The following is a 22587-nucleotide window of genomic DNA, read 5'->3' as shown; positions in this document are numbered from 1 at the left end:
GCAGTGACGGACAATCCAAATCATTTATTCAGGTATGTGAATTTGATGAGGAGGGGAATGGTAGGAGAGTGCCACCGGCCCGCGAAAGAGCAGTGGCCATAAATCGAGAGATCAGAATTCCTGATCGTCGTTGCCGCCGCCCTGCTGCCACGGCTGCACAAGATTGCCGAAACGGGTGAACTTGCCCTCAAAGCTAAGGTCCACCGTGCCAATCGGGCCGTGACGCTGCTTGCCGATCACCACTTCGGCGCGGCCGTGCAGGCGTTCCATCTCTTCCTGCCAGGCGGCCATCTTGTCCAACTCGTGATCGCCGGGCTTCTCACGTTCTTTGTAGTATTCCTCACGGTAGACGAACATCACCACATCGGCATCCTGTTCGATCGAGCCGGATTCGCGCAGGTCCGACAGCTGCGGACGTTTATCTTCGCGGCTCTCCACCTGACGCGAGAGCTGCGAGAGCGCGATCACTGGAATGTCGAGTTCCTTGGCGATGGCCTTGAGACCCATGGTGATTTCCGAAATCTCGTTCACCCGGTTTTCGGATTTGCCGGTGCCGCGCACCAGCTGCAGGTAGTCGATGATCAATACATCAAGCCCGTGCGTCCGCTTGAGGCGCCGTGCGCGCGCGGCAAGCTGGCTGATCGGCAGGGCGGGCGTGTCGTCGATGAAGAGCGGGCAGGCCTCCAGCGCCTTGGCGGCATCGACGAAACGGCGGAACTCGGTCTCTGTCATATCGCCCGAGCGAATCTGCTGACTGGGGATTTCGGCGGCTTCAGACAGGATACGCGCGGCAAGCTGTTCGGCGCTCATCTCAAGGCTGTAGAACCCCACCACACCGCCGTCGACCGCGCCGGTCGTGCCGTCAGGCTTTGTCCCACGCTTGTAGGCTTTGGCGACGTTAAAGGCGATGTTGGTGGCGAGCGAGGTTTTCCCCATAGACGGACGCCCCGCGAGGATCAAAAGGTCAGACCGGTGCAACCCGCCGAGCTTTTTATCCATGTCGATCAGACCGGTAGAAACGCCCGACAGGCCGCCGTCCCGCTGATAGGCGGCATTGGCGACGTTCACCGCATCGGTCACCGCCTTGAGGAAGGACTGAAAGCCGCTTTCAACCTGACCCTGTTCGGCCAGCTTGTAGAGTTCTTGCTCCGCCTCGACAATCTGTTCGCGCGGCTCGGAGGAAACATCCACCTGCGCGGCCTTTGCCGAGATGTCACGGCCCAGTTGGATCAGATCGCGGCGCACAGCGAGGTCATAGATCATCTGCGCATAGTCGCGCACTGCAAAGGCGCTGATCGCGGCGCCCGCAAGACGGGCGAGATAGGCCGGGCCGCCGAGTTCTTTCAGACCCTCGTCGTCTTCCATGAAGGCCTTTAGCGTGACCGGGGAGGCTAGGTTGTTCTTGGCGATCCGCTGGGCCGCGATATCGAAGATCCGCGCATGGACAGGCTCGTAGAAATGCTTTGGCCCAATGACAGAGGCGACGCGGTCATAGACGTCGTTGTTGGTCAGAATGGCGCCCAGCAACTGCTGTTCGGCCTCAATCGAATGCGGCATCGATTCCGGTGCCTGTACAGCCAATTGGTTCGCGTTCAGCGATGTAATCTCGTTCATGACCTCACCCATATTTACCCAGATGGTCGTCATAACCAGCGGGTTTGCCCGGCGCAAATTGTATCTTTCTGTGGATATCTCTACGCGCAAAAGGCCCCACCACATCTTGCCTTGTGGCGGGGCCCTACGTCAACATCTTGCTGGAAATGCCTTACCCTTTGCGGGCATCCTGCCATTCGCGCGGGGCATTAAGAAAGGCTTCGACTTCGGTCAGCGTGGCCGTATCGAAGGCGTTCTGGGCGCGGGCTTCGGCCAGCACATCCCACCATGTGCAAAGCGCGTGGAGCGTAACGCCATGGTCGCCAAGGGTCTTTTCAGTCTGCGGGAAAATGCCGTAGTGAAAGATCACCGCCGTGTGGGCGCAAGTCGCCCCGGTTTCCCGAATCGCGTCGACGAAGCTGAGTTTCGAGCCGCCATCGGTGGTCAGATCCTCGACCAGCAGCACGCGCTGGCCTTCGGTCATCTCTCCTTCGATCCGGGCATTGCGGCCATAGCCTTTGGGCTTTTTGCGCACATAGGTCATGGGCAACGCCATACGCTCGGCGACCATCGCGGCGAAAGGAATGCCTGCGGTCTCGCCTCCGGCGATGTTGTCGAAAGCCTCGAAACCTGCATTCCGCATCACGGTGACGGTTAGGAAATCCATCAGTGTCGAACGGATGCGCGGGTGGGAGATCAGCTTGCGGCAGTCGATATAGGTTGGGCTTGGCAGGCCGGAGGCCAGCGTGAAGGGCTCTTCCGCGTTGAAATGGACTGCGCCGATCTCCAGCAGCATGCGCGCGGTGAGGCGGGCCATTTCTTCGGGGCTTGGGTGGCTGGTGGGGATCATGGCAGGCGTCCTTGGGTGGGGAGAGGTCGGAGCGGTATTTGAGAAAGGATGAAGATTAGGAGGTCCAGTGTAGATCGAAACCGGGGTCGAAGACCGTGACCGGGCCGTCGGGGGTGTCGATGCTGGTGGGGTGCTGAGGGGCGTCGCGGCGCAGGGTGATGCGGGTTTCGTTTGGCGGCAGGCCATAGAAGGCGGGGCCGTTGAGTGAGGTGAAAGCTTCGAGCTTGTCGAGGGCACCGTCGCCTTCGAAAACCTGTGCCAGGATCGACATTGTGTTGGGCGCGGTGAAGCAACCGGCGCAGCCGCAGGGTTGCAGTTTGGCGCCATCGGTATGGGGCGCGCTGTCGGTGCCAAGGAAGAAACGCGCGTCGCCGGAAGTGGCGGCAGCGCGCAGGGCGAGGCGGTGGGTTTCGCGCTTGGCGACAGGCAGGCAGTAGTAATGCGGGCGAATGCCACCGGCGAGGATGTGGTTGCGGTTGATCACGAGGTGGTGCGTGGTGATCGTGGCGGCAAGGCCGCTGTCGTTGCTACGCACATAGTCGGCGGCATCGGCGGTGGTGATATGCTCCATGATCACGCGCAGCGCGGGATGGGCGCGGCGGATCGGGTCGAGAACGCGGTCAATAAAGACGGCTTCGCGGTCGAAGATGTCGATTGCGCTGTCGGTGACTTCGCCGTGGGTGCAGAGCGGCAAGCCAATCTCGGCCATGCGGTCGAGCACGGGGGCGACCTTGTCGAAATTGGACACGCCGCTGGCGGAATTGGTGGTGGCGCCCGCAGGGTAGAGTTTGACGGCGTGGATCAACCCATCGGCATGGGCGCGGGCCACGTCATCGGGGTCGGTGTCCTCGGTCAGGTAGAGGGTCATCAGCGGGGTGAAATCCGCGCCTTCGGGCAGGGCCGCCATGATCCGGTCGCGGTAGGCGGCGGCTTGGGCGCCGGTCACCACTGGGGGCACGAGGTTCGGCATGATAATGGCGCGGGCGAAGTCGCGGGCGCTATGCGGCAGCACGGCGCGCAGCATGTCGCCGTCGCGCAGGTGCAGGTGCCAGTCGTCGGGACGGCGGATCGTGAGGCTTTGTGTCATGGGCGCGGGGCTAGCACAGAGCGGGGGCGCGCGCCAGATTGAAAACCTACCCGCTGGCGGTTGCGACCTCGGCCATACGGGCCTGTCGGCGGGCGCGCATCCGCTCGAGCCGGCGGGCAAAACGTGGGGCACTCATTCGCGCGCTGACATTGGCGCAAAGCGCTTCGAGCAATATCTCCCGCCCTTGGGCGTTAAGCGCTTGGCTGAGGTTGCGCAGATAGGGAAGGTAATCGCGTCGCGCGCGGTAGAGGGCGGCGAAACGCGCGGTGTCGAGGGTGCCATCTGCGGCGGCCTGCAGCAGAGGGTCAAGTTGATCGATTTCCAGCAGGTCGGTTTGCAGCGCGTCGCCCATAAAGGGCATGCGCAGTTTGGTTACATTAGCGCGGGTGAACAGCGCCGCATGCATCGCGTCGAGTTTCTCTCTCGGATCGTAGAGAACAAAAACCCGTTCCGCGGCGTCGAGCATATCGGGCGCATAGCCATAGCGGGAGGTGAAATCGAGGATGCGCATATCGGTGAAACGGTCGTCCCATTCGGTGATGCGCGGGTTTAGCGTTGCCTGCGGTTGGATTGCCACGACCGCCGCACCAGGAGACGCGACGGAATAAGCAGCGGCGGCATAGGCGCAGGGGCCAGCGCCGTAGAAAAGCACTTGGTCAAACTCATCGAAGAAACCGTCGTCGATCAGCCGGTCGAAATAGGCATAGACCTCTTCGGCGCGGAACCATGTGTCGCCATCGCTGGCCAGACACAGATGCGACCAGTCGTGGTTGCGCACCATGTCCCAGCCCAAGGGCTGCGCCTTGTCCGAAAGGGCATGCATGCCTTGGTAGGTTTCAAAGGTGACCAGCAGGGTGGTGTCACGCTCGATAAAGGCCGAGAAATGGCTTTTGCCTAAGGATTGGAAATAGCCATCTTCTTCGGCCACGGCCTCAACCGCGCGCAGCCATTTGCGCTTGGGCATATCGGCCAGTGAGCTTTCGATCGTAGGCGTATCGCTTGGCATCAGGGATCCTCGGGCATGGCACGGCGGGGCAGATCCGCCATTTCAGCTTTGTCTAGCCGGATAATAGGGCAAAAATGGGGAGAAACCGTGAGAATTTGAAGAGAATGTGACGGTTCTCCGCGGGCGGTGCGGCGACAAGCGGATTACTGCTGGCTTTTGCGCTCTCGGTCGCGCCTTGCGAATTTGACCATGAAACCTGCGGCTTTCGCGGTGACCGGGCGGCTTGGCGGAGCCATAAGCAGGCGCCCGAATAGGGCGCGGAAGGGGTCTTGTTGCATAAGGGCGTCGAAACGGGCGCGACGCCATTCGACGGCGGCCTCGTGCAGCGTGGCGAGGGTAGGATCGGCCTTAAGGGTGGCGAGTTCTTGGTCGCGCGCCGGGGCGGTGGCGTTGATTGAAGTGTCGGTCTCGATGTTGAAATTCCGCTCTACCCAATAGTCCAACCCGAGCATCTGATCGCTATGCACCGCGCGGCCCCGATCGGCCTTGAGCACATAGGACTCCATGGCGCCCAAAGGGTAGTGGTTAATCTGCGCGAGCCCATAATTCTGCCGCCCATAGGTCGAAAATATGCGGCGCGTCTTGAACAGATCGGGCAGGGGGCGGCCATGGCTGTCGAACCAGCGGGCTCGGCCCAACTGCTTAGGGTTGGGGCCGCGGGGACGGTGCACGCCGGGCTGCGCATAGGTGCCATCGTTGCGGTAAAGCGTCTTGAACATCGCCGCCCGCCACGGCCAATGCATCACCGCTGGCGCGCAGCGGGTAAAGGCCTCGGTCACCGGGCGGTCTTCGTATCGGACCTGATCCGCACTGCCAAAAAGCCGCCATGTGAGGGTGATCGCTGTGGCCTCGGGCAGGGCGGCGTGCAGCGCGGCGAGGCTGTGATCCCCGCAGTGGATGTTGACGAATTCATCGACGTCAAGCGGCAGGATCCAATCGGCCTGCTGCACAAGCTCCAAGTCGGCCGCGGCCTTCAGCGCGGTGAACTGAATGCCGCCATTCTCATAGGGGCCGTCGTTGCGGATGTGGGTCACGCCGCCAAGCTCTTGCAACCGGTCGAGCATCGCATCCGTGCCGTCGTCGCAATCGTTGGAAAAGACCAGCACATGGTCGAAACCGATGGCGCGGTGATGCGCCAGCCATTCCAGCAAGAATGCACCCTCGTTGCGGACGCAAAGGATCGCGAGGTGAGAGATCTTACCACTCACGGCGGAAGGCCACGACTTTGTTATGCGAACCGCGGTGGTAATAGGCCATTCCGGCCTGCATGAAGGCGCTGAACACCTTATTAACCCCCGCGGGGCCAATCCACTGCGGATGCAGTTCAATAATGGCGGCGCGGAGATTATTGAGGGGCAGGGCCGGGATCAGGTCAACCTCGGCACCTTCTATGTCGCAGATCAACACGGTGGGGGTGAGATCGGCAAAGACCTTTTCGGCATCCAACACATCGATCTGGTGAGTCTCGGGCGGTGCTTCGCCGTCGAAGCGGGTCATCGAAGACGACAGAATCTGTTCGCGCACGTGGAAGTCGACCTTGCCGGGCGCGGGGCCTAGGATGGCATTGGTGATATGGGCATTGCTCAACCCATTGGCCGCGTGGACCCGGCGGATGAAGGGGATGAGGTTGGGGTTCGCTTCAAAGGAATGAACCGAGGCGACTTGGCGTTTGCTGGCCACCAGTGTCGACATATAGCCAACCCCGCCGCCCAGTTCGATTACCCGGTCACCCTCGCGGACCACACGCAGCGCGGCTTCGCTTTCCTTTGCCTCATAGGCGTTTTGGCGCAGCAGTTTGCGGACCCGCCCGCGCAGGATCGCGGGATCATCGGGGAACTTCATGCCGCGGGAGTGGATGAAACTCGGCTCGGTCGGGGTGTCGGTCACGGGTCAGCTTTCCATGTCGAGGGCGAGAGCATAGGCGACCCGCTCGGTTGCGCTTAACTTGGTGTTAAGCGCTTGGCGGTAGAGATCGCGGAACTCTGGTATCTGGTGCAGTTCTTCTGCCTTGGCGCTATGCCAAGCAAGGCCCGCTTGGTGATGTGTGCGCAGTTGTTCGTCTGCCAGCAGCCGGTCCATCTCGGCGCGGAGGCGCGGTAGGTTGCGCTGGATTGAGACATCGCGGTGGTCGTTCCAATCCATGCGGATCCAGTAATTGATACCGATGGAACGGTCGACATGCAGCGCGCGCCCGCGTTGGCGTTTGACAAGGAAGGAAGCGGCTGAGCGTAGCGCGTAATGGTTCAGTTGCAGCAGGTCGTATCCGATGTTGCTTTTGGAAGAACGCCATCCATTGCGCAGCGCGTCGCGCGTCATGTCGCGGCCCGCGCCGTTGACCCATTTGACCCCCTCAGCCCGCGCATCGTTCAGCTTGTTGGGCCGGTGGCAGGAGAGTTTTTCATAGGCGCCGATGTTGCGGAACATCGTTTTGAACCCCCATGCGGTATGGGGCTTTGGGCAGAAGCTGGGCGCGCAGTGGTCGAATTGGCCGATCACCGGGGCCTCTGAAAGTGCGGTCACCCCGTTATGGCCAAAGAGCCGCCATGTCATAGCGACATTGGTGGCGTCCGGCGCGGCGGCGAAGAAATCCTGAAGTCGGCCATTGCCGGTGCGGATGTTCACGAATTCATCCACGTCGATATGCGCGATCCAGTCCGCGTCGCGGATCAGCGGCTCTTTCAGCGCTTGGTTCAGCGCATGCTGCTGGGGGGAGTTGCCCTTCCAGTCGTCATTATTGCGGTGTTGCAGGATGCCCATCTCTTGCAACCGCCCCAACACGGCATCGGTGCCGTCGGTGCAGTCATTAGTGTAGATCAGGAAATTATCAAAGCCCACTGCACGGTGATAGGCAACCCACTCAAGGATATAGGGGGCCTCGTTTTTCATACAGCCGACGATGACATTGCCGCTGCTGCCGGGGGGCAATTGGCGCGGTGCGACAGTGGTATAGGCAGGCGCGGGCTGATCCTCGCCCTCGGGGGCTGCGCGGTTGTGCGGGCGGAAGGGGCTGCTAAGGATCATCTCATGGTTGACCTTCACCCGGTTCAAGAGGTGGGCATTGGCCTCGCGGTCAGCTTCCGACGCTACGGGGTCCGATAGCATCGCCTCGAACTTGCGGGCCGACTGCCGCGCCATGTCAGCCTCCGCGCGTTTTTGCGCCAGAGGGGTCGCCGTGGTGCGGATGCGGTGGGCGAAGGCGGCAAGGTACTGTGTGGCGCGAAAGCCGAGCTCGGGGTCTGCTTCGCGCCAGAGAGGTTCCGGCGCATCGGGGGTAAGCGCCTCGGCCAGCGCGGGGAATTGGGCGATCAGTGCGGCGTTGTCATCGGCGAAATGGTCAGAGATCGGGGCAAGGTTGCCGGGTTTGATCGGTGCGCCGCCGATTTGCAGCGCTTGCAACATCTGGCTCCAAGTGCTGCGCGAGCAGGACAGGTCATGCGCCTGCAAATAGCGGATCAATACATCGTTAAACGCGCGCATTCGGGTGAGCCATGGCGCAGGCATAGGGGCAAGCGCGCGGCCCGGGTCCACTGGACCGAGGGGAGCGAGGCCGAGACTGTCCGACACCTCACGGCCGCCTTCTTTGGACAGCAGATGCGGCAGATCGAGCGGGCGAAGCTGCACGTTCTCTGCGCCAAATTCCTCGGCCCAATGGGTGTAAAGCGCGTGATAATCCAGCCAGAAGGGCGCGTTTTGCACGTCGGGGAACAGGCCGAAATCAGGGGCATTCTCTGTCGGTTCAAGCGCGCCTTGCCACCAGTTGCCCTGTGCGGCCAAGGCCAGTTCCTGCGTCAGCGGATGGCGGCGGCCTTCGCTCACGGCAAAGGCATAGTGCGCGGTGAGAAGCCGAGCCTGTTCTTCAAGATGGGCGATAATGCGGATATCGTTGAAATTGGAGCTGAGCAGATCACGCAGACGGGTAAGCTCTTCAGGCCGCGACAGCAGATTGCCGAGTTGCGCCGCGCTGAGCACCACATGATCGGCGCGGGTCTCTGCCAAGTCGCGGGGGATCAGCGCGTGGAATTCATCGCGCAGCGTGGCACCGATCAACGCACTGTCGAGTCCGCGTCGATGGCGTAGCAGCCCCACCGCATCGGGCGCGGCGCAGGCGGCATAGAGGCGGACATGGTTCCAATCAGCGGCCAAAATTCCTTCTTTCAGAAGCGCGTCCTTTTGCTGCTGCAGGATATTGCGCAATCGCGCGGCAGCTTTCTCGGTCGGGCCGATGAAAAGGGTGAGACGCATCACTCGGCCCCCACCTTGCCAGTGTTGCTTTGGCCCCACCATGGCAGGTCGATGCCGAGGTAGGCGGCGATCTTGTCGCGCGCACCGGGGTCTTCAATGTCGAATTCCAGAAAATTGCCGCATCCGGCAAAGACACGACGGCAAAAGGTGAAATGCCCCTCGACCCATTTGGCAAGCTCGGCTTCGCTGCGGCCAAACCCCCGCGGCAAGCCCGGTACATCGGCCTGAGGCAGGCGATGGCGGCCCAGATTGTTCCAGCGGATCATGCTGTTGGCTGTCTTTGCTGGATCGCGGTATGAGAGGAGAAATTTAACCTCGGGATGATGGCTTTGAATGGCGCTCAAGAGGCCCCAATCGGTCTGCGGCCAGAGGCTGCGGTCGTGGCGTACGGCACTCATTTCATTGACCACGTCGAACTCCCCCAATCGCGCGAGCGGGTCGCCGTTGGCAAAGTAATCGGCATAGATGATCCGGCCGACATGCTCTCCAGTGATTTCGGGCAGGGTGCTTTGCCCCTTGCGGATGCGCCAATCGGCAACCTTGAGCCCGGCGTGGCGTAGCGCGTCTGTGAGCGTGGTTGTGCCGGTCTTGGGAAGGCCTAGATTGATGATGCGCGGTCCCGTCATGTCAGCCCGATCTCGGCGCGGATATCTGCTTCGGCAGCGCAATAGAGGCTGGCTTTGCGCAGTTGCGCCTGCATCGCGCGGTAGGCCGGATCGGCCAGCAGCGCGTCGCGGCGCGCACGGTGGGCGGTAACGGCTTCGGCATGAAGGGCCGCGATGCCGGGCAGGGATTTAAGATGTTCCATTTCAGCATGCAGGGCGGGCAGGTAGCGCAGGATTGAGCGATCTTCCCAAGCGGTGTCATTCCGCTCGCGCCAATAGGTGTCATCAAAAGCGCGGTGTTCGCGGTTTACATCGCCCCGATCATTCTTGACCAGATAGCTGTCAAGCGAGCGTAGCGCGTAGTGGTTCAACGTCGCAAACCGCCTTGCGCCGCGGGCGGGAAAGGCGCGGATGCGGCGTTTGTTGGCAGCGCTGCGAAAGGGCGCGGGCACCTGTCGGCCTGCGCCATCGGTCCAATGCGGTTGGTGTTTTTCGTCATCATGAAAAGGCCGGTGCGCACCGTAGTAGCCTAGCGGGAAATCTTGGCGGACCAGTGATTTGACCTCTATCGCCGTATCGGCACAGCAGATGTCGGGGTTATGGCTGCGGGTAAATTGCGCGATGATCGGTGCATCGACGAATTCCTCGACCCCGCCATTGGCAAAGAATTGAAAGTGGACCGAAATCGCCTGCGGGTTGCCGCAAGCCTCAATGAGCGCGGGCAGGCGGTGGTCGCCCACATGTATGTTCAAAAACTCATCCACATCCGCGACCCAGACCCAATCGGCCCGTGTGACGACGGGCTGACCCCGCGCATCCTTGAGCGCCTGCATCTGGTAGTTCCGATTGGTCGCGGGGTTCGGCAGATGGGTGACGATGCCCCGCGCGCCAAGCGCGTCAAGCAGACGGTCGGTCCCATCAGTGCAATCATTGGAGTAGAAAAGAAAATCACTGACCCCGATCACCCGATTAAAGGCGATCCATTCCAGTAGAAAAGGGCCCTCGTTCTTGACGCAGGTGACAGCGGTGGTGCGCATGTCAGACCCCGCCGCGCCGGGTCACGATGATAGTACACTGTCCCATATCTGCCCCTGTGGCCCCGGTGGTTGTCCCCGGTGGCCGTCAATTATTGGATAAGACTATGGCAGCGCGGTGAAATCACGTCAATCTGCGCAAGCCTTGTCAGACCCCTTGACGGGGCGGGGCGGGAATGCACCACTGGGGCCATGAAAAACATTGATACCATCGACGCGGTCCAAAAGATGCTGAGCGCTGAGGGCTATGTCTGCGATCGCGCGCTTGGGGTTGTGGTTTTCCTGAGCCTGACACTGGGGCGGCCCTTGTTTTTGGAGGGCGAAGCAGGTGTCGGCAAGACCGAGATCGCCAAGGCGTTGGCCGCCGGGCTGGGGCGGCGGCTGATCCGGTTGCAGTGCTATGAAGGGCTCGATGCCTCTAGCGCGGTTTATGAGTGGAATTTTCCGGCTCAGATGGTGGCGATCCGTACGGCAGAGGCGGGCGGCGGCGCGGACCGGCGTGCGTTGACCCAAGAATTGTTCAGCGATGACTACCTGATCGAACGCCCCCTTCTGCAGGCGCTGCGCCCGGATGAGAATGGCGCACCGGTGCTGCTCATCGACGAGTTGGACCGCACCGACGCCCCGTTCGAGGCCTTTCTGCTGGAAGCCCTGAGCGATTTTCAGGTGACGATCCCCGAACTTGGCACGATCCGTGCGCCGGAGCCGCCGATTGTGATCCTCACCTCAAATCGCACGCGGGAAGTGCATGACGCGCTGAAGCGGCGGTGCCTTTACCACTGGGTTGATTATCCGGATGTGGAACGCGAGATGGCGATCCTGCTGGCCCGCGCGCCTGAGGCGGCGGAGGCGCTTAGCCGCGAGGTTGTGGCTTTTGTTCAGCAATTGCGCACCGAGGATCTGTTCAAGAAGCCCGGCGTGGCAGAAACCATTGATTGGGCGAAATGTTTGTTGGCCTTGGACGTGACGACCCTGAGCCCCGAGGTCATCGCTGATACGCTGGGGGCGGTGCTGAAATACCAAGACGACATCGCCAAGCTGCAGGGCTCCGAGGCCGCGCGCATTCTGGAACAGGCCCGCGCCTCGCTGGTGCCTGCCTGAGCAGGATGGCTGAGCAGCTTCCCCTCATCTTGCCGGACGATCCGAAGCTTGCGGGCAATATCACCCATTTCGCCCGTGCCCTGCGGCGGGCGGGATTGTCGATCGGGCCGGGGCGCGTGGTGGAGGCGGTGGAGGCGGTGGCTGCCGTTGGCTTCACCAGCCGCCGCGACTTCTATTGGACGCTGCACGCCTGTTTTGTGAGCCGCCCTGAACAGGCGCGGGTCTTTGCGCAGATCTTCCGGCTCTACTGGCGCGATCCGCGGTATCTGGAACATATGATGGCCGCGATGCTGCCCGCCATTCGCGGTGTGCAGGAGGACCGCCCCGCGACCCCGGCAGAGAAACGCGCAGCGGAAGCCTTGCTGGACGGCGCCGAAGCGCCGGAACGCGAGGATCAGCCCGAGCTTGAGGAAACGCTCATCGAGGTGGACGCGAGCCTCACGATGTCGGCGCGCGAACGGCTCAGAACGCTGGATTTCGAACAGATGAACCTTGCCGAGATGGCTCAGGCGAAGCGGATGTTGGCCAAGCTCTCGCTTCCGGTACCGCCGATGCCCAGCCGGCGGAATATGGCGGCGGCGCAGGGGCGGATTGATGTGGCACGTACAATGAAAGCGGCGCTACGGCGCGGGGGGGAGATGGAGCGGCTCTACCGGATGAAGCCACGTGAGCGCTATCCGAACCTTGTGGTGCTCTGTGATATCTCGGGCTCGATGAGCCAATACAGTCGGGTGATCCTGCATTTCCTGCATGCCGTTGCCAATCGCAAGGGGGCTGGCTGGGCGCAGGTGCATGGTTTCACCTTTGGCACGCGTCTGACCAATATCACCCGGCATCTCGCCACCCGCGACGTGGACGCAGCACTGGCAGCGGCGGGCGCACAGGCACAGGACTGGGAGGGCGGCACTCGGATCGGTGCAGCACTAGCGGCGTTCAACCGAGATTGGTCGCGGCGGGTCATGGGGCAGGGGGCGGTGGTTTTGTTGATCACTGACGGGCTGGACCGGGACGATCCGGCGGAACTGGCGCGTCAGATGCAGCGGCTGCAACTCACCGCACGACGGGTAATTTGGCTGAACCCGCTGCTCCGCTGGGACGGCTTCGCGCCCAAGGCGGCGGGCATTCGCGCGATGCTGCCCCATGTCGACAGTTTTCGCGCAGGGCATTCCATCGCGTCTTTGGAAGCCCTGGCCGAGGCGATCTCGCGCCCCGATGATCCGGGCGAAAAGGCGCGGATGATGGCGGGGTTGAACGCTGACCTCTAGGCGATGATGTGAGCGAAGTGGGGCTGCGGGCCTCTCCAAAACCAGAAGGTTTCAGAGCCACCTTTGATTGATCCCGGCCTGTCACCCGCCTGTCGTCGGCTCAAGCGAAATAGCCGTATCCCCTGAAGGGGCCCCTCGGCGATTTCGCTTGCCCCGCCGCCCTGCGCGCGACCCATTGTTCTCAAGCAAGGGCCGCTCCAAAACTAGAGTTTTAAGCGAAGGCCTTGGCGAAAGTGGTCCGATAGGTCTGGCGCAGATCGGACAGCGGGGCGGAAGCCGCACCGAAGCTGATCATGTTGCCACCGAAGGCGCCGATTTGGGAGACGGGAACGTTTGCGTCCTTGCCAGCGGCGATCAGGGTTTCGGCGGCCTCGGCGGTGCAGGCGACGAGGTAGCGGGCTTGGTCTTCACCGAAGAGCGTCGCGGTGTCATCGCTTTCGATTTCGACGCCGATGCCAGCGGTCTCGGCCAGCTCGAAGGCGGCGAGGGCAAGACCACCATCTCCGAGGTCGGTGCAGGCGGAGATTTGGCTGGACTGGGCGCGGATAAATTCACCGTGACGGCGTTCAGCCGCGAGGTCGACATGAGGCGCGTCGCCCTCGGTGCGGCCAAAGGCTTCGGCGAGCAGAGCGGATTGGCCAAGGTGGCTGCCCGTGGTTCCGATCAGAAGGGCGACATGACCTTCGCGCAGTTGATTGCTGATGATGTCATCGACGGTGTCGAGCAGGCCCACGGCACCGATGGTGGGGGTGGGCAGGATGCCTTTGCCGTCGGTTTCATTGTAAAGGGATACATTGCCCGAGACGATAGGCATGTCGAGCGCGCCGACAGCTTCGCCGATGCCTTTGATCGCGCCGACGAGCTGGCCCATGATCTCGGGCTTTTCTGGGTTGCCGAAGTTCAGGTTGTCGGTGGTGGCAAGCGGTTTGGCACCTACCGCGCAGAGGTTGCGGTAAGCTTCGGCCACGGCTTGTTTGCCGCCTTCGGTGGGGTTGGCTTTGACGTAGCGCGGGGTCACGTCGGACGTGAACGCCAGCGCTTTGTTAGTGCCATGTACACGTACGATGCCAGCGCCGAGGCCGGGCAGGCGGACGGTGTCGCCCATGACCATAGTGTCATATTGCTCATAGACCCATGCTTTGGAACTGTGGTTCACGGAGCCGATGAGGCTGCGCAGTCCTTCGATGGGGTCGATGGTGGGGGCATCGGTCAGCGCGGGAGCGGCGGGGGTTTCCACCCAGGGGCGGTCGTATTCTGGTGCTGTGGAGGCGAGTTTCGACAGCGGCAGGTCGGCTTTGACCTCGCCATTTAGGCAGATGAGGAAACGGTCTTCAGGGAGGGTTTCGCCGACGATTGCGAAGTCGAGGTCCCATTTGTCGAAGACGGCTTTGGCCTCGGCCTCAAGCTCGGGGCGCAGCACCATGAGCATCCGCTCTTGGCTTTCGCTGAGCATCATTTCATAGGCGGTCATATGCGGTTCGCGCGTCGGCACTTTTTCAAGGTCGAGACGCACGCCGAGGCCGCCTTTGTCCCCCATTTCCACGGCAGAGCAGGTCAGGCCTGCGGCACCCATGTCTTGGATCGAGATCACGGCACCGGTGGCCATCAGTTCCAGCGTGGCTTCCATCAGGCGCTTTTCGGTGAAGGGATCGCCGACTTGCACGGTGGGACGCTTCTCTTCGATGGTGTCGTCGAACTCGGCGCTGGCCATCGTCGCGCCGCCGACACCATCGCGGCCTGTTTTCGCACCGAGGTAAACCACGGGCATGCCGACGCCGGAAGCGGCGGAGTAGAAGATCTTGTCGGCATCGGCGAGACCGGCTGCGAAGGCATTCACGAGGCAGTTGCCGTCATAGGCTTTGTCGAAACGTACTTCGCCGCCAACGGTCGGGACGCCGAAGCAGTTGCCGTAGCCGCCGACGCCTTCGACAACGCCGTGCACAAGCTGGCGGGTTTTAGGGTGATCAGGGCGGCCAAAGCTGAGCGCGTTCATCGCCGCGATCGGGCGCGCGCCCATGGTGAAGACGTCGCGCAGGATGCCGCCGACGCCGGTTGCGGCGCCTTGGTAGGGTTCGATGTAGGAGGGGTGGTTGTGGCTTTCCATCTTGAAGACCAGCGCTTGGCCATCGCCGATGTCGACCACGCCCGCGTTTTCGCCGGGGCCGCAGATCACCTGCGGGCCGTCTGTGGGCAGGGTGCGGAGCCATTTCTTGGAGGACTTATAGGAACAATGCTCGTTCCACATGGCCGAGAAAATACCCATCTCGGTGTAGTTCGGCTCCCGCCCGAGGATATTGACGACCTCGGCGTATTCCTCGGGGGTGAACCCGTGGCTGGCGATGAGGTCGGGCGTGATGGCTGGATCTTGCATGGAAATTCCCCGGCTGGCGCGTTTGCGCCCTCATACAAGGGGAAATGCCGGGGGGGAAGTGGGTTTGGCCGCCTGCGGGTTGAAAGAATGGGAAGAGCCAAAAAAAAGGCCGAGCTAAAAGCTCGGCCAAGTCCAACAGGGAGGTATGAAGCGACGCGCCCTCAGGCTGTCAATCTTCATGACGGTGAAATAGGAGGCAGCGCTGCTCAAATCAAGGCTATTTAACATCGCAAGTCATCATGGCCGATATGCGCCTATTGCATGGCTGAAGGGCAGTCAGCCTTCGGCTTCGGTGCGTTCGCGCCAGAGTTTGCGGTAGGTAATGATCTCTTCCTGGACGAAATCCTTGAAGGCGGCGACGCGTTTGGATTGGCGAAGCTCTTCGGGGTAAGCGAGGTATACCGGCACTTCGGCGGATTCGATATCGGGCATCACCTGCACGATATGCGGGAAGTCCTGAATGAGGTAGTTAGGCAGCACGCCAAGGCCAAGGTGGTGCACTACGCCCTGCAAGACGCCGAAGTAGTTGTTCACCGTCAGTAGCGAGCGCAGGTCATACATCATCAACTCTTTGACCAGTTGCAGTCCCGCACCGACCTGATCGCTGTCGGTGTTTTGGCAGATCAGTCGGTGATCGGCCATATCTTCCATCCGCTGCGGTGTGCCATGTTTTTCCAGATACTCAGGGCTGGCGTAGAGCCCCATGCGCACGGTCATGAGACGTTTGCGGACCAGATCGGCCTGGCTCGGCTCTTTCATGCGGATCGCCACATCGGCCTCGCGCATGGGCAGGTCGAGCACGCGTTCTTCAAGCATCAGGTCGACTTTGAGGTCGGGGTATTGCTCATAAAGTTTGGGCAGGCGGGGGGCGAGCCAAAGGGTGCCGAAGCCGGTGGTTGTGGTCACGCGCAGCTCGCCAAAGACCTCTTCTTCGCTGTCGCGGATGCGCGCGGCAGCGGCGTCGAGACGCTTGGCCATGGCCGAGGTGGCGTCGAACAAAAGCTCCCCCTGTTCGGTCAGGATCAGCCCGCGGGCGTGGCGGTGAAAGAGATTGGTGTTGAGCTGTTCCTCAAGTCCGCGAATCTGCCGGCTAACCGCGGATTGCGATAGATTAAGCTTGTCGCCCGCATGGGTCAGAGACCCGGCATCGGCCACGGCGTGAAAAATTCTCAGTTTGTCCCAATCCATGGCCCGTACTTTCCTTGCCCAGCCTTTCTCCTATCTTAATAGGCGGGAGAAGACAGCACAAACCGTTCACCGTCGGTCGGGCTTTTCGGAATATCTGCTATACAGGTCAGTATTTGTGACCTATATACGGGGCAATCATGCAGACTGACGTGCTAGGGAGGGCCCGCCATGACAACGCAAAAGATTTCACTGAACGATCGTTTCGACCTTGAGAAAAGCCCGGTGCTGCTGAACGGCACGCAGGCGCTGGTCCGGCTGATGATGATGCAATCCGCACGCGACCGCGCGGCAGGGTTGAACACCGCAGGCTATGTGACCGGCTACCGGGGCAGCCCGCTGGGCGGGGTCGATCTGCAAATGCAGCGCGCCGAAAAGAAACTGGCCGAGCATAACGTGCGGTTTGAGCCGGGTCTAAACGAAGACCTCGCGGCGACGATGCTTTGGGGCAGCCAGCAAGCCGAGTTGCGCGGCGAAGGGAAATACGACGGTGTCTTTGGTCTGTGGTACGGCAAGGGGCCGGGTGTGGACCGCACCGGCGATGTGATGCGCCATGCGAATATGGCGGGCACCTCGCCCCATGGCGGTGTGCTGATGGCGATGGGGGATGACCATACGGGCGAATCCTCTACCGTGTTGCACCAGTCGGAATGGGCCATGGTGGACGCCTATATGCCCGTCGTCTCCCCCGCCGGTGTTCAGGAAATTCTTGACTACGGCATTTATGGCTGGGCGCTGAGCCGGTTCTCTGGCCTTTGGGTTGGCCTGAAGACGATGAAGGACACGGTAGAGGCGACCAGCGTCGTGAACGGCGATCCAAACCGGATGAAGCTGATCACGCCCGAGTTCGACATGCCTGACGGGGGCCTGAGCATCCGTCTGGGCGACACGCCGCACCTGCAAGAGGCGCGGATGATCGACTATAAGCGTTTCGCGGCGGAAGCGTTTTCCCATGCCAACAAGATGGACAAACGCATGTGGGGCAAGCGCGGGGCCAAGATCGGCTTTGCGGCGGCGGGCAAAAATTGGCTCGATCTGGTTCATGCGCTGAGCCTTTTGAACATTGATGAGAATGAGGCCGAACGCCTTGGCATCACCACCTATAAGATCGGCCAGACCTTCCCGCTCGACATGCAGGGTTTCCACGAATGGGCCGACGGGCTCGATCTGGTGGTCGTGGTCGAGGAAAAGCGCAAGCTGATCGAAGTGCAGATCAAGGAAGCGCTCTTTAACGACACCCACCGCCGCGTCTATGGCTGGCACAAGGGCGGTGCCGGCATGGAGCATGGCGAAGAGCTGTTCCCGACCCGGGGCGCGCTTGATCCGATCCTGATTGCCGAGAAGATCGGCGGTATTCTGCTGGAGGAAGGCCGCGAGACCGACGGCATCCGCGCCGGGCTGGAAGCGCTCAACGAAGCGCGCCGTTCGGACAATGCCGAGGACATTGCCGCACGTCTGCCCTATTACTGCGCAGGCTGCCCGCATAACTCCTCAACCAAAGTGCCGGAAGGCTCCCGCGCCTATGCCGGCATCGGCTGTCACTACATGGTGCAGTGGATGGACCGAGAGACCACCGGCTTCACCCATATGGGCGGTGAGGGCGCGAACTGGATTGGCGAAGCGCCGTTCTCCAACACCAAGCACGTGTTCCAGAACCTCGGCGACGGCACCTATAATCACTCCGGCGTTCAGGCGATCCGGGCGGCACTCGCGGCTGGGACGAACATCACCTACAAGATCCTTTATAACGATGCGGTGGCCATGACCGGCGGTCAGCACAACGAAGGCGATCTGGATGCCTACCGCATCGTCGCGGAGCTGAAGGCGATGGGCGTGAAGAACGTCGCCGTGGTCTATGACGAGAAAGAAGACGTGGACCTCACGCGCTTCAAAGGCGTCGAGGTGCATGAACGGGCCGAGATGCCGAACGTGCAAAAAGCCTACCGCGAGCATGAGGGCGTGAGCGCCATCGTCTATATCCAGACCTGCGCCGCCGAAAAACGCCGCCGCCGCAAGCGCGGGCTGTTTCCGGACCCCGACAAGCGGGTGTTCATCAACGAAGACGTCTGCGAGGGCTGCGGCGATTGCGGTGTGCAATCCAACTGCGTGGCCGTGGTGCCGAACGAGACGGAACTGGGTCGCAAGCGTGCGATTGACCAGTCGTCTTGCAACAAGGATTTCTCCTGCGTCAACGGGTTCTGCCCCTCCTTCCTGACACTGGAAGGGGCCAAGGTGCGCAAGGACCCGACCACCGAACTCAACATCCCCGACCTGCCGATGCCCGAATTGCCGACGATCAACGGCACGCATAACGTGGTCATCACCGGCGTCGGCGGCACCGGCGTTGTGACCATCGGCGCGCTGCTGGCCCAAGCGGCTCAGTTGGATGGCAAGGGTGCGGGCATGATGGAAATGGCCGGTCTTGCCCAGAAGGGCGGTGCGGTGCATATCCACTGCCGGCTGGCCGAGCGGCCCGAGGATATCAGCGCGATCCGCGTGGCGACGGGTGAAGCACATGCGCTGATTGGTGGCGATCTGGTGGTTTCCGCGGGGCATAAGACGCTGGGTCTTACGCGCGCAGGCCGCACCGGGGCGGTGGTGAACTCGCACCAGATCATTACCGGCGATTTCACCCGCGATACCGAATTCCAAATGCCTTATGACCGTCTGTCGCTGGCGCTGGAGGCGCGGTTGAAAGACGATGTGGCGATGTTCGACGCCTCTGATCTGGCCAAGGCCGCATTGGGCGACTCGATCTTCTCCAACATGATGATCTTTGGCGCGGCATGGCAGCGCGGCTTGTTGCCGCTGACACTGGAAAGCCTGCACGAAGCGATCCGCATGAATGGGGCTGCGGTCGAGCGCAACATGCGCGCCTTTGAGATTGGCCGTTGGGCGGTGCTTTACCCCGAGGACGCGCAGAAAGTGAGCCAGCCCAGCAAGGTCGTGGAACTGCCCAAGTCGCTGGATGAGAAGATCGCGTTCCGCGCCGACCATCTGACCGCCTATCAGGGCAAGTCTCTGGCCAAGCGCTATACAAAAATGCTCGATGGCATAGAGGACCGCGACGTCAAAGCGGCGGCGGCTTTGGGCTATCACAAGCTGCTGAGCTATAAAGACGAATACGAAGTCGCCCGCTTGCTGGTCACCAGCCGTGACAAGGCGCGGGCCGAGTTCGATGGTGACTTCAAGATGACCTTCCACATGGCACCGCCGCTCTTGTCGAAAATGGGGCCGAATGGCCGTCCGGAAAAGCGCGAGTTTGGGCAGTGGCTCGAAGGGCCGCTGCGGGTGATGGCCAAGTTCAAAGGGCTGCGCGGCACGCCGTTCGATCCCTTCGGCTATACCGCCGAGCGCAAGATGGAGCGTGCTCTGATCACCCAATACGAGCAGGACATGGCCGAGGTGCTGCCCAAGCTCACCGACCAGACCCGCGACGCCATTGTCGCACTGGCTGAGCTTCCCTTGCAGATCCGCGGGTTTGGTCCGGTGAAACAGGCCAATGAGGCCAAGGCCGAAAAACGCCGTGAGGAATTGCTGGCGGTGATCCGTGCGGGTGGGACCTCGACTGCGAAGGCCGCCGAGTAACCTCGGCGACCTGCGAAACCGCCCGGAATCAAGGCGTCAGGCCGCCGGGCAGCGCCAGACCGTCCCATGGTCTGGCGCTTTTGCAATCTGAGTGCCGGTTAAGAAACGAGCGCCTACGCGGCTTCGGGAAGCTGCCAAACGGCAACGGCACCTACGCCAGCCCCCGGTCCGGCGCTGCCCCGCTTGCGTCAGGAACGATCCGGCCATAGATTTCCGCGTCAAAGCCTCTTATGACTTGGCCAGACAACCGGGCGTGCCCCGACAAGAGGTAGGTGACGACAGACCATGGCAGTTGGTATTTTCGATTCGGGGCTGGGCGGGCTGACCGTCTGGAACAAGGTGCAAGAACGGCTGCCGGAGGTGGATTTTGTCTATCTCGCGGACAGCGCCCACGCGCCTTACGGCGTGCGGAATGCCGATGACATCTATAATCTGACCTGTGCCGCCGTGCAGCGGCTGTTTGATGCAGGCTGCGATCTGGTGATCCTCGCCTGTAATACTGCCTCTGCTGCTGCGCTGCGGCGCATGCAAGAGGGGTGGATCCCCCGCGAAAAACGTGTGCTGGGCGTCTTTGTGCCGCTGATTGAGGCGATGACGGAGCGGCAGTGGGGCGACAATTCCCCGCCGCGCGAAGTGGCCGTGAACCATGTGGCGCTCTTTGCCACCCCCGCAACCGTGGCGAGCCGCGCGTTTCAACGCGAACTTTCCTTCCGCGCGATCGGTGTGGATGTCGAGGCGCAGGCCTGCGGCGGGGTGGTCGATGCTATTGAAGAGGGCGACATGATCCTCGCCGAAGCGTTGGTGCGCAGCCATGTGGATGCGCTGAAACGCAAGATGCCCAACCCCGACGCGGCGATCTTGGGCTGTACCCATTACCCGCTGATGCAAGAGGCCTTTCAGGCGGCTTTGGGGGCGCAGGTGAAAGTGTTTAGCCAAGCGGAATTAGTGGCGGACTCTTTGGCAGATTATCTCAAACGGCACCCAAATATGATGGGCAGTGGCGAGGCGGCGTTTCTCACCACCGGCGACCCCGCCCGGGTGAGCGACCGTGCGACGCAGTTCCTGCGACGACAGATCACATTCACCGCCGCCTGAACTCCAATTATATTTCGTTCCGAACAAGGGGACAGACCATGACCCAGAACATCGCCATTCTTGGCGCCTCCGGCTATACCGGGGCAGAACTCATCCGGCTGATTGCTGGCCATTCTTCGATGAAGATCACCGCTTTGGGGGCCAACTCCAAGGCGGGGCAGACCATGGCAGAGGTCTTTCCGCATCTGCGGCATCTTGATCTGCCCGCGTTGGTTACAATCGAAGAGATCGACTTTTCCCAGATTGATCTGTGTTTCTGCGCGCTGCCGCATAAGACTAGCCAAGAGGTCATCGCGGCATTGCCGAAAGATCTAAAGATCGTCGATCTTTCCGCCGATTTCCGCCTGCGCGACCCCGAGGCCTACGCCAAATGGTACGGCAACAAACACGCGGCTGTTGATGTGCAGAAAGAGGCGGTGTATGGGCTCACCGAATTCTACCGTGAAGAGATCGCCGCCGCGCGTTTGGTGGCGGGCACGGGCTGTAACGCGGCCACGGGGCAATTTGCCCTGCGTCCGCTGATCGCGGCGGGGGTGATTGATTTGGATGACATCATTCTGGATCTGAAATGCGCCGTGTCAGGTGCAGGGCGCTCGCTGAAGGAAAACCTGCTCCATGCAGAGCTGAGCGAGGGCTATCACGCCTATGCGCTTGGCAGCACGCACCGCCATTTGGGTGAGTTCGATCAGGAATTCTCGGCCATCGCCGGGCGGCCCGTGCAGGTGCAGTTCACCCCGCATCTGGTGCCTGCAAACCGTGGTATCTTGGCAACCTGCTATGTCAAAGGGGATGCGCAGGCGATTTATGAGACGCTTAAAAAAGCCTATGCAGATGAGCCCTTTATCGAAGTGCTGCCTTTTGGCGAAGCGCCCAGCACCCGGCATATTCGTGGCTCGAACTTCTGTCATATCGGCGTGGTGGGCGACCGCCAGACAGGGCGGGCGACTGTGGTCGCGGCGCTCGATAACCTGACCAAAGGCTCCAGCGGGCAGGCGTTGCAAAACGCGAACCTGATGCTGGGCCTGCCGGAAACGGAGGGGCTGATGATGGCCCCGCTCTTCCCATGAAGAGCCTCAAGAAACAGCGCCGGATCCAGATCATTGCCGTGGCGGCGGTGGCATTGGTCCTATCGACCGCATTGATCGGTTACGCGCTGCGCGACGGGATCAACTATTTCCGCGCGCCGAGCCAAGTGATCGCCGAGCCACCCGGCCCGGCAGAGGTTTTTCGCATCGGCGGGCTGGTTGAGGAAGGCTCGCTGAAACGCGGGCAGGGGGAGGCGATTCGCTTTGCCGTGACCGATGGCGGGGCGACGGTGCCAGTTGTTTTCACTGGCGTTCTTCCGGATCTGTTTGAAGAGAACCAAGGCATGGTTGGCACCGGGCGCTATGTCGACGGGGTCTTTGAAGCCTCTGAAATCCTTGCGAAACATGACGAGACCTACATGCCGAAGGAAGTGACGGATGCGCTAAAGGCGCAGGGTGTTTACCGCGACCCCGAGGGCTGATTTGCGCGCAACGCGCGGCGGCATGAGCCTGCGTTAACCAATCTGGCAGAGCCTGTTT

Annotated in this window: 17 protein-coding genes; 6 read left to right on the top strand and 11 right to left on the bottom strand. The window is 61.6% G+C overall.

The window, feature by feature from the left end; genetic code table 11:
* Window positions 1–111: 111 nt before the first annotated feature.
* The 9 genes from K3759_RS08845 to K3759_RS08805 form a co-directional block, all read right to left on the bottom strand.
* Entirely contained in the window at window positions 112–1614 is a 1503-nt protein-coding gene (locus K3759_RS08845; RefSeq protein WP_093927178.1) for a replicative DNA helicase, read from the bottom strand.
* Window positions 1615–1765: 151 nt separating this feature from the next.
* Window positions 1766–2443 carry an orotate phosphoribosyltransferase gene (locus K3759_RS08840; protein ID WP_259981179.1) on the bottom strand — a complete coding sequence of 226 codons (678 nt, stop codon included), beginning with the start codon at window positions 2441–2443 and terminating at the stop codon, window positions 1766–1768.
* Window positions 2444–2498: 55 nt separating this feature from the next.
* Window positions 2499–3530 carry a dihydroorotase gene (gene pyrC / locus K3759_RS08835; protein ID WP_259981178.1) on the bottom strand — a complete coding sequence of 344 codons (1032 nt, stop codon included), beginning with the start codon at window positions 3528–3530 and terminating at the stop codon, window positions 2499–2501.
* A 46-nt stretch (window positions 3531–3576) separates the two neighbouring features.
* On the bottom strand, window positions 3577–4536 hold the full coding sequence (locus tag K3759_RS08830) for a phosphoadenosine phosphosulfate reductase (protein WP_259981177.1): 960 nt from the start codon (window positions 4534–4536) through the stop codon (window positions 3577–3579).
* Between the two features lie 143 nt (window positions 4537–4679).
* Entirely contained in the window at window positions 4680–5744 is a 1065-nt protein-coding gene (locus tag K3759_RS08825) for a glycosyltransferase family 2 protein (RefSeq protein ID WP_409202477.1), read from the bottom strand.
* On the bottom strand, window positions 5734–6423 hold the full coding sequence (locus K3759_RS08820) for an FkbM family methyltransferase (RefSeq protein WP_259981174.1): 690 nt from the start codon (window positions 6421–6423) through the stop codon (window positions 5734–5736). The genes K3759_RS08825 and K3759_RS08820 overlap by 11 nt, the downstream gene beginning before the upstream one ends.
* A gap of 3 nt (window positions 6424–6426) precedes the next feature.
* Window positions 6427–8778, bottom strand: coding sequence for a glycosyltransferase family 2 protein (locus K3759_RS08815; protein WP_259981173.1), 2352 nt, complete (start codon window positions 8776–8778; stop codon window positions 6427–6429).
* Window positions 8778–9404 carry a sulfotransferase gene (locus tag K3759_RS08810; RefSeq protein WP_259981171.1) on the bottom strand — a complete coding sequence of 209 codons (627 nt, stop codon included), beginning with the start codon at window positions 9402–9404 and terminating at the stop codon, window positions 8778–8780. Before K3759_RS08810 ends, K3759_RS08815 begins: the two co-directional genes overlap by 1 nt.
* Window positions 9401–10420 (bottom strand): glycosyltransferase family 2 protein, encoded by a 1020-nt coding sequence (locus K3759_RS08805; protein WP_259981169.1) that lies wholly within the window; start codon window positions 10418–10420, stop codon window positions 9401–9403. The genes K3759_RS08810 and K3759_RS08805 overlap by 4 nt, the downstream gene beginning before the upstream one ends.
* A gap of 189 nt (window positions 10421–10609) precedes the next feature.
* Here K3759_RS08805 and K3759_RS08800 point away from each other — a divergent pair, with 189 nt between their 5' ends.
* Together K3759_RS08800 and K3759_RS08795 are read left to right on the top strand one after the other, a co-directional pair.
* On the top strand, window positions 10610–11518 hold the full coding sequence (locus K3759_RS08800; RefSeq protein WP_259981167.1) for a MoxR family ATPase: 909 nt from the start codon (window positions 10610–10612) through the stop codon (window positions 11516–11518).
* A gap of 5 nt (window positions 11519–11523) precedes the next feature.
* Complete coding sequence (locus K3759_RS08795; RefSeq protein ID WP_259981165.1) at window positions 11524–12783, top strand: VWA domain-containing protein; 1260 nt, start codon at window positions 11524–11526, stop codon at window positions 12781–12783.
* A 211-nt stretch (window positions 12784–12994) separates the two neighbouring features.
* On the opposite strand, the gene purL is transcribed toward K3759_RS08795, so the two are convergent.
* The gene (gene purL, locus K3759_RS08790) at window positions 12995–15154 is read right to left on the bottom strand and encodes a phosphoribosylformylglycinamidine synthase subunit PurL (protein WP_259981164.1); all 2160 of its coding nucleotides are present in this window, start codon (window positions 15152–15154) and stop codon (window positions 12995–12997) included.
* 276 nt (window positions 15155–15430) lie between these two features.
* Window positions 15431–16342: a LysR family transcriptional regulator gene (locus K3759_RS08785; RefSeq protein ID WP_259981163.1), complete on the bottom strand. Its 912-nt coding sequence runs from the start codon at window positions 16340–16342 to the stop codon at window positions 15431–15433.
* Between the two features lie 168 nt (window positions 16343–16510).
* Here K3759_RS08785 and K3759_RS08780 point away from each other — a divergent pair, with 168 nt between their 5' ends.
* The 4 genes from K3759_RS08780 to ccmE all read left to right on the top strand — a co-directional run bounded on the left by K3759_RS08780 (window position 16511) and on the right by ccmE (window position 22529).
* Complete coding sequence (locus K3759_RS08780; protein WP_259981162.1) at window positions 16511–19927, top strand: indolepyruvate ferredoxin oxidoreductase family protein; 3417 nt, start codon at window positions 16511–16513, stop codon at window positions 19925–19927.
* A 285-nt stretch (window positions 19928–20212) separates the two neighbouring features.
* Window positions 20213–21022 (top strand): glutamate racemase, encoded by an 810-nt coding sequence (locus K3759_RS08775; RefSeq protein WP_259981160.1) that lies wholly within the window; start codon window positions 20213–20215, stop codon window positions 21020–21022.
* 38 nt (window positions 21023–21060) lie between these two features.
* The gene (argC, locus tag K3759_RS08770; protein WP_259981159.1) at window positions 21061–22089 is read left to right on the top strand and encodes an N-acetyl-gamma-glutamyl-phosphate reductase; all 1029 of its coding nucleotides are present in this window, start codon (window positions 21061–21063) and stop codon (window positions 22087–22089) included.
* Window positions 22086–22529 (top strand): cytochrome c maturation protein CcmE, encoded by a 444-nt coding sequence (gene ccmE, locus K3759_RS08765; RefSeq protein ID WP_259981158.1) that lies wholly within the window; start codon window positions 22086–22088, stop codon window positions 22527–22529. Before argC ends, ccmE begins: the two co-directional genes overlap by 4 nt.
* Window positions 22530–22587 lie beyond the last annotated feature (58 nt).

This window comes from Sulfitobacter sp. W027 (assembly GCF_025143985.1).
Taxonomy (GTDB): Bacteria; Pseudomonadota; Alphaproteobacteria; order Rhodobacterales; family Rhodobacteraceae; genus Sulfitobacter.
This window is presented reverse-complemented; position numbering and strand designations above follow the sequence as displayed.

Excerpts from the sequence above, each read along its gene's own strand:
- K3759_RS08800 (WP_259981167.1), top strand. The coding sequence starts at position 10,610 with ATGAAAAACATTGATACCATCGACGCGGTCCAAAAGATGCTGAGCGCT.
- K3759_RS08780 (WP_259981162.1), top strand. The coding sequence starts at position 16,511 with ATGACAACGCAAAAGATTTCACTGAACGATCGTTTCGACCTTGAGAAA.
- K3759_RS08840 (WP_259981179.1), bottom strand. The coding sequence starts at position 2,443 with ATGATCCCCACCAGCCACCCAAGCCCCGAAGAAATGGCCCGCCTCACC.
- K3759_RS08830 (WP_259981177.1), bottom strand. The coding sequence starts at position 4,536 with ATGCCAAGCGATACGCCTACGATCGAAAGCTCACTGGCCGATATGCCC.
- K3759_RS08785 (WP_259981163.1), bottom strand. The coding sequence starts at position 16,342 with ATGGATTGGGACAAACTGAGAATTTTTCACGCCGTGGCCGATGCCGGG.
- purL (WP_259981164.1), bottom strand. The coding sequence starts at position 15,154 with ATGCAAGATCCAGCCATCACGCCCGACCTCATCGCCAGCCACGGGTTC.
- argC (WP_259981159.1), top strand. The coding sequence starts at position 21,061 with ATGACCCAGAACATCGCCATTCTTGGCGCCTCCGGCTATACCGGGGCA.
- K3759_RS08795 (WP_259981165.1), top strand. The coding sequence starts at position 11,524 with ATGGCTGAGCAGCTTCCCCTCATCTTGCCGGACGATCCGAAGCTTGCG.
- K3759_RS08810 (WP_259981171.1), bottom strand. The coding sequence starts at position 9,404 with ATGACGGGACCGCGCATCATCAATCTAGGCCTTCCCAAGACCGGCACA.
- K3759_RS08845 (WP_093927178.1), bottom strand. The coding sequence starts at position 1,614 with ATGAACGAGATTACATCGCTGAACGCGAACCAATTGGCTGTACAGGCA.
- K3759_RS08775 (WP_259981160.1), top strand. The coding sequence starts at position 20,213 with ATGGCAGTTGGTATTTTCGATTCGGGGCTGGGCGGGCTGACCGTCTGG.
- pyrC (WP_259981178.1), bottom strand. The coding sequence starts at position 3,530 with ATGACACAAAGCCTCACGATCCGCCGTCCCGACGACTGGCACCTGCAC.
- ccmE (WP_259981158.1), top strand. The coding sequence starts at position 22,086 with ATGAAGAGCCTCAAGAAACAGCGCCGGATCCAGATCATTGCCGTGGCG.
- K3759_RS08815 (WP_259981173.1), bottom strand. The coding sequence starts at position 8,778 with ATGCGTCTCACCCTTTTCATCGGCCCGACCGAGAAAGCTGCCGCGCGA.
- K3759_RS08805 (WP_259981169.1), bottom strand. The coding sequence starts at position 10,420 with ATGCGCACCACCGCTGTCACCTGCGTCAAGAACGAGGGCCCTTTTCTA.